This window comes from Dietzia sp. B44, assembly GCF_014145245.1.
Classification (GTDB): Bacteria; Actinomycetota; Actinomycetes; order Mycobacteriales; family Mycobacteriaceae; genus Dietzia; species Dietzia natronolimnaea.
This window is the reverse complement of the sequence record NZ_JAALEF010000233.1, coordinates 1-6,321: the sequence shown is the minus strand read 5'-3', so window position 1 is coordinate 6,321 and position 6,321 is coordinate 1. Positions and strand designations below refer to the sequence as shown.

Annotated in this window: 8 protein-coding genes and 1 pseudogene; 4 read left to right on the top strand and 5 right to left on the bottom strand. The window is 71.2% G+C overall.

Features of this window, described 5'->3' with window-relative positions; all coding sequences use genetic code 11:
- Nucleotides 1–281: 281 nt before the first annotated feature.
- Both G6017_RS08515 and G6017_RS08510 read left to right on the top strand, forming a co-directional pair.
- On the top strand, nt 282–563 hold the full coding sequence (locus G6017_RS08515; RefSeq protein ID WP_179523422.1) for a DUF2516 family protein: 282 nt from the start codon (nt 282–284) through the stop codon (nt 561–563).
- Nucleotides 560–1,270: a MerR family transcriptional regulator gene (locus G6017_RS08510; RefSeq protein WP_182616930.1), complete on the top strand. Its 711-nt coding sequence runs from the start codon at nt 560–562 to the stop codon at nt 1,268–1,270. The genes G6017_RS08515 and G6017_RS08510 overlap by 4 nt, the downstream gene beginning before the upstream one ends.
- Before the next feature lie 26 nt (nt 1,271–1,296).
- On the opposite strand, the gene purU is transcribed toward G6017_RS08510, so the two are convergent.
- A complete protein-coding gene (purU, locus tag G6017_RS08505) occupies nt 1,297–2,163 on the bottom strand; it encodes a formyltetrahydrofolate deformylase (protein WP_179523420.1) in 867 nt (288 codons plus the stop codon).
- 54 nt (nt 2,164–2,217) lie between these two features.
- Between purU and deoC the strand changes: the two genes are divergently transcribed.
- On the top strand, nt 2,218–2,919 hold the full coding sequence (gene deoC, locus G6017_RS08500; protein ID WP_182616928.1) for a deoxyribose-phosphate aldolase: 702 nt from the start codon (nt 2,218–2,220) through the stop codon (nt 2,917–2,919).
- 28 nt (nt 2,920–2,947) lie between these two features.
- On the opposite strand, the gene G6017_RS08495 is transcribed toward deoC, so the two are convergent.
- The 4 genes from G6017_RS08495 to G6017_RS08480 form a co-directional block, all read right to left on the bottom strand.
- Complete coding sequence (locus G6017_RS08495; protein ID WP_182616926.1) at nt 2,948–3,898, bottom strand: NADP-dependent oxidoreductase; 951 nt, start codon at nt 3,896–3,898, stop codon at nt 2,948–2,950.
- A gap of 64 nt (nt 3,899–3,962) precedes the next feature.
- Nucleotides 3,963–4,484: a metallophosphoesterase family protein gene (locus G6017_RS08490; RefSeq protein ID WP_182616924.1), complete on the bottom strand. Its 522-nt coding sequence runs from the start codon at nt 4,482–4,484 to the stop codon at nt 3,963–3,965.
- Between the two features lie 32 nt (nt 4,485–4,516).
- The gene (locus G6017_RS08485) at nt 4,517–5,362 is read right to left on the bottom strand and encodes an LmeA family phospholipid-binding protein (protein ID WP_182616921.1); all 846 of its coding nucleotides are present in this window, start codon (nt 5,360–5,362) and stop codon (nt 4,517–4,519) included.
- A gap of 110 nt (nt 5,363–5,472) precedes the next feature.
- Nucleotides 5,473–5,973: a DUF2505 domain-containing protein gene (locus tag G6017_RS08480; protein WP_182610740.1), complete on the bottom strand. Its 501-nt coding sequence runs from the start codon at nt 5,971–5,973 to the stop codon at nt 5,473–5,475.
- A gap of 39 nt (nt 5,974–6,012) precedes the next feature.
- Here G6017_RS08480 and G6017_RS08475 point away from each other — a divergent pair.
- Nucleotides 6,013–6,321 (top strand): annotated as a pseudogene (locus G6017_RS08475) (FAD-binding protein); the annotation flags it as partial.

Here is a 6,321-nt window from a genome sequence, read left to right as displayed (position 1 = left end):
ACGGCGTCGGGCTCGACCTCGGGTTCGGGCTCGACCTCCGGTTCGGGCTCGGCCAGCACGCCGTCGTCGTCCTCGACGACCAAGTCCTCGTCGTCGACCGACAAGTCGTCCGACTCCGGCAGCAAGTGAGTCACCGCGGCTGAGGCCGCAGTCAGCCGCCCCCGGCCCGCTCTCCCCGAGCGGGCCGGGGGCGGCTCTCGTCACGGGGCCGTCGAACCCCCAACTCCACGCCGTGAACATCGATGGCCGGGGTGTCGGACGCGCCGACTACACTGGCGGTTGTGATAGATGCATTGCCCGGAACCTGGGGCCTCATCCAGCTCGCGATCCAGGCGGCCCTCGTGGCGTGGGCGCTCGTCGGCCTGGTGCTGGCGGTCCTTCCTCCCGCGTCGGCGTACTCGATGGAGGGGAAGTGGCCCAAACCGGCCTGGATCGGTATCTGCGCCGGTGCCGCCCTCTTCTTCGCGATCCGGCCGTTCGGGATCCTCGGAATCGTGGCGATGGTGGCGGTCGGGGTGTTCTTCGCCGACGTCAGGCCTGCCGTCGGCGGCAGGCGCAGGTGAGTGCCAGGGGGTCCGCGCCGCTGCAGCGCATCGAGGAGCTGGCGGAGACCTCCGGCGCGACCGTTCGCAATATCCGCGTCTATCAGGAACGCGGGTTGCTCCAGCCGCCCATCCGACAGGGCCGGACCGCGCTCTACGGGCCGGATCACCGCAGTCGGCTCGACCTGATCCTTCGCCTGCTCAACCGGGGATACACGTTCGCCACGATCGAGGAGCTGCTCATCGCCGAGCGGCACGGGTTCACCCTCGCCGAGTTGCTCGAGGTCGAGAGCGTACGGGGCGAGCGCAGGCCCCCGGGGTCCCGACGGCGACTCACCCGGGCGGAGTCCCAGGCGGTCGCGTCATTCGACATGCCCGAGGAGTTGATCGACGTGGGGGAGTCCCTCGGTCTGATCACCGAACCGGGAGCAGCCGACCACTTCTTCTCCGACGTCTACATGGCCGATCTCCTGCGTGACCTGATCGTCCTCGGCGTGGACGAGGAGGGTATCGAGAAGATCGGCCGCCTGTTCATGGAGGGACAGAGCCGGGCGGCAGAGGCGTTCACCGTTCTGGTGGAGACCGTTCGCGGGGCGGGGATGGACCAGGCCGTATTCGAGAAGCGGGTCCGCTCGATTCTTCCCCGGGCCGGCGCGGCCGCCCGGTTGATCTTCCTGTCCGCCGCCGAGACCCTGCTCACCGAGCGCCACGGTTTCTCCCGCGGCTGAGCCTGCTCCTGTGGCCGGGCCTCGTCTCAGGTGAAGACGACGGTCCGGGCGTCGTGGACCAGGACGCGGTCCTCGAGGTGCCACCGCAGCCCGCGGGCCAGCACCAGCTTCTCGGCGTCGCGGCCCTGCCGGACCATGTCCTGCACTGTCGCCGCGTGGTCGACGCGGATGACGTCCTGCTCGATGATCGGTCCCTCGTCGAGGTCGGCGGTGACGTAGTGGCAGGTCGCCCCGATGAGCTTGACCCCCCGGATGTGCGCCTGGTGATAGGGGCGCGCCCCCACGAAGCTCGGCAGGAAGCTGTGATGGATGTTGAGGGCGCGACCGGCCCAGCGGGAGCACAGATCGTCCGGCAGGACCTGCATGAAGCGGGCCAGGACGATGGCGTGCGGGTCGATGTCGTCGACGATCGAGGACACCTCGGCGAACGCCGGACCCCGCTCGGCCGGATCCGCGGGGAACGGCACGTGATGGAAGGGGATGCCGTGCGCCTCGGTCATCCCCCGCAGGGTGTCGTGGTTGCCGATCACGGCGCGGATGCGGGCGGGGAAGTCCCCGCTGTCCACCCGGCCCATGAGGTCGTGCAGGCAGTGCCCCTCCTTGGACACCAGGACGACGATGTCCTTCGGTTCGCTGGAGTCGGCGATGTTCCAGTCCGTCTCCGGGCCGAGCTCGGCGGCCACCCGTGAGAAGCGGCGGCGCAGCTCGTCGAGGTCCATCCCGATCGACTCGGCGTCCACGGACTGCCGGGTGAAGAACCAGCGGGAGTTCTCGTCCGCGTGGTAGGCCGCCTCCACGATGGTGCCGCCGAGCTCGGCGAGGAACGTGGCGATGCGGGCGACGATGCCGATGCGGTCGGGGCAACCCAGCGTGAGGACGTAGCGGCGTGACATGAACGGTCATTGTGCCAGCAGGGGGTGGTGGGGAGCCCCGCTAGGCTGGCCGGCATGGATGCCACGCCACAGATTCAGCTGACCCGCGCCCGCGTCGCGGCGATGATCGACCACACGTTGCTCTCCCCGGACGCCTCCCGCGAGGACGTCCAGGCCTGTGTCGACGAGGCCCGCGCTCTCGGGGTCAAGGCGGTGTGCGTGAGCCCGGCGATGCTCCCGGTGCGGGCGGACGGTCTGACGGTGGCGACCGTGGCCGGCTTCCCGTCCGGGAAACACCACGCGTTGGTCAAGGCCATGGAGGGACGGCTGGCGGTGGATCAGGGCGCCGTCGAGGTGGACATGGTGATCGACGTGGGTGCGGCGATCGCCGGCCTGGTGGACGAGGTGATGGCCGACGTGCTGACGATGCGCGACGCCGTGCCCCCGCCCACCGTGATCAAGGTGATCCTGGAGACCGCCGCGATCCACCGGGCGCTGGGCGAGGAGGCGGGGGACCAGCGGGTCGAGGAGCTGTGCCACGCCGTCGCGCGCGCGGGGGCGGACATGGTCAAGACCTCCACCGGCTTCCACCCCGCCGGCGGGGCCAGCGTTCGTGCGGTCGCCGCCATGCACCGAGCGGTGGGCGGGCAACTCGGTATCAAGGCCTCGGGTGGGATCCGCGACGCCGACACCGCCCGGGCCATGATCGCCGCGGGTGCCACCCGACTGGGCCTGAGCGGCAGCCGCGCGGTGCTCGAGGGCTTCCCGGAGGGCTGACCCCGCCGGCACCGCGCGGGGCCGGACCTCAGTCGGTGATGAGCACCATCTTGCCGGTGGTCCGGCCCGTCTCCCCGCGCCGGTGCGCCTCCGCCGCCTGCTCGAGCGGGAAGACCTCGGCGATGCTGGCCCGCAGCTCACCCCGCTCCACCAGCTCGGTGACGGAGACCAGGTCGTGCCGGGAGGAGTCGACGAGCATCCGGATCGCCCGGACGCCGAGCTCCTCGGCCTCGCGGAAGAAGTCCTTCGACCCCACCGGCAGGATCGACACCACGATCCCGCCGGGCCGCAGGGTGCGCAGTGATCGCGTGGACGTGTCACCGCCGATGGTGTCCAGCACGGCGTCCACGTCGCTGACGGCCTCGGCGAAGTCCACCTCGCGGTAGTCGATCGCCTCGTCCACGCCCAGGTCGCGCAGGAACCCGTGCTTGCCGGCGCTGGCGGTGCCGATCACGTACGCGCCCCGGGCCTTGGCGATCTGGACCGCCACGTGCCCCACCCCGCCGGCGGCGGCGTGGATCAGCACCCGCTGACCGGGCTGGATGTCGGCGTACTCCACGAGCGCCTGCCATGCGGTCAGCGACACCAGCGGTAGCGCGGCGGCCTGCACATGGCCGAGAGAGGCGGGCTTGGGGGCGAACCAGGCCGCGGGCGCGGTCACGTAGTCAGCGTGGGCGCCGTGCCCGAACGGGTAGGAGAGCATGCCGAAGACCTCGTCGCCGGGGGCGAACCGGGCCACTCCGATGCCGACCGCCTCGACGACCCCGGACAGGTCCCAGCCGAGCACGAACGGCGGCTTCCCGAGGAACCCGCCGTTCCCGCGGTGCTTCCAGTCGGTGGGGTTGACGCTGGCGGCCCTCACACGCACCAGGACCTCGTTGGTCCGCGGCTCGGGGCGGGGGTGCTCGGCGACGACGAGGACGTCCGGTTCGCCGAGGGAGTGCTGGGTCACGACACGCATGGTGGCTTGATCGGTCATGCCCCCAGGGTGGCAGAACGTGCGGACCGCCGCCCGGCTCGACCTCACGGTGGGGCGGCCCGGACTAGCGATCCCGCGGAAGCCGGTGCAGTTCGACCTCGCCCACCAGGCCGCCGGCGAGGGTGGCGGTCATGTACGTGCAGTACGGCTGCCGGCGGCGGTCGGTGGGGGACCCCGGGTTGAGCAATCGCAGGCCGCGGGCTCCTGCACACTGACCGGGCGCAGTGGTGTCCCACGGGATGTGCGAGTGACCGAACACCAGGACGTCGGTGTCCGGGTAGGCCTCGTGCATGCGCCTGTCCCGGCCCGCCGACGGCCCGGTCTCGTGCACCACCGCCAACCGCACCCCTTCGAGGGTCGCGCGCGCCACCTCGGGCAGCCGATCGCGCAGTTCAGGGCCGTCGTTGTTGCCCCAGCACGCGACCAACCGGGTGGACCGTTCCTCCATTGCGTCGAGAAGTGCCACGTCCATCCAATCACCGGCGTGGACCACCACGTCCGCGCCGTCGACCTCGTCCCATATCCGGGGCGGGAGATCGCGGGCGCGCGTCGGGACGTGGGTGTCGGCGATGATCAGCAGGCGCATGGACTCCAGTGTGCCGCGGGCACGGCAGTCGACTACCGAGTCGACTCCAGCACGACATCGCGTCCGCTGAGGTCCACGACCATGCCGCCCGGGACCACGCGGACCCCGGTCAGCTGCACACCCTCGGGGAGTTCGGCGAGAGCGGAGTCCATCATCGAGACGGTGCCGCCGAGCAGCTCGGGCGGCAGTGCGAAACCGAGGATCGACGCCTGGGACGGATCCATCTCCAGGTTTCCGCCGATCAACCGGGGGGTCACGATCGCCTCGGCCAGGCCGCTGATGGAGACACGGAGCGTTCCCGAGGCCGGGTCCGAGACGATCTCCTGCACCTGGATCAGACCGCCGAGCATGCTGTCGCCCGCGGAATCCTGCTGTGCGGCGGTGGACATGGCCTGGTCGGAGACGAAGGCGGTCCCGGTCAGCGAGTCCACGTACGTGAGGTCGTCGGCCGAGCGGACCCCCTCGGCGGTGATGTCGATCGCGGGAGCGGGGCCGCCTCCACCCTCTGCCGGGCTGCCGTCGGTGGTGATGCGGACGGTGCCCAGGTCGCCGCCGAAGTACGACAGGAGCACCGGACGAGCGCCCAGCTCGACCTGCGCCGGGCTGCCCAGGGAGGCCGTGACCTCGTCCCGGATCTGGTTCTCGATCGCGTTGCGGGTGCCGAACTCGAGCCCCACCACCCCTGCCACCAGACCGACCACAGCGATCGCGGCGATCAGAGCGATCATCGGGCCGCGGCGCTTCCGGTCGGTGTCTCCGGTGACGCCGCGGTCAGGCCGGTCACCGGCCGCTGCAGTGGCGAACTGCTGGGTCTCGGCGTGCTGGACGCCGGGTCGGTCGTGGACGGGGAGTCGCTGGGTGTCGTGCCGCGGGTGCATTCCGCCAATTGTCGCCGATGCCGGCCCGGATCGCAGAACCCGAGGTCAGCGCGGTGTTGGACGCGAGGTCAGCGCCGTGTCAGCGTTGTCAGCGGCGTGCCGACGCGGTGTCAGCGGGCGGCGGTCCAGCGGTTGAGGTGTTGCGTCTCGGCGTCGAAGAACCGGGTCAGGTGGGACACGACCAGCTTCTCCAGCTTGCCGCCCAGCAGCGGGACGGAGACCTTGACCTGGCCGGTCGCGGACTCCACCACCACGCCGCCCCGCGAGACGGCCTCCGAGCCGCCGTCGATGACCCCCAGCCCGCCGGCGGCCTCCGCGCGGGCGGAGCTCGAGAACCGCTCGCCGTCGAAGTCGGCATAGGTGGTGGTCCGCACGATGATCAACCGGCCGGGCAGGACCTTGCGGGCCACGTCCGGGATGTCCTCGTCCGGGATGTGCTGGGTCAGCGTGACCGTGGTGGAGTCCCCGGTGGTCTCGAACGCGTCGAGGGTGTCGTGGGGGCTGCCGATGGCGGCCATGCGGTCGTGCCAGAAGGCCTCGTCGCCGTACGAGGTGAACACGGTCTCGAGGTGGGCGTCGATGTGGGCCGAGTGGGAGAAGCGGGTCGCCATGGGGTCAAACCCTACAAGGGGGCGGTTACTCTCGGACGCGTGCTCCCGCCCTCCTCCGATCGCCGCACCGCTGACCACGCCGACGACGTGATCCGCGGATTGTCCGACGTGGCCGGTCTCCGCGTGGTCCCCGATCCCCGCCTGGCCGATCTCACCACCCTGCGCATCGGTGGTCGCCCCCGCGCGCTGCTGGAGTGCGAGACGGCCCACGCGGTCACGGTCGCGGTCGGGGCCCTCGATGCCGCCGGCGTTCCGGTCCTCGTGCTGGGCGGCGGGTCGAACCTGGTGGTCGCCGGCGGCGACCTCGACATGGTGGTGGTGGCCGTCCGCAACCGCGAGATCGGCTAC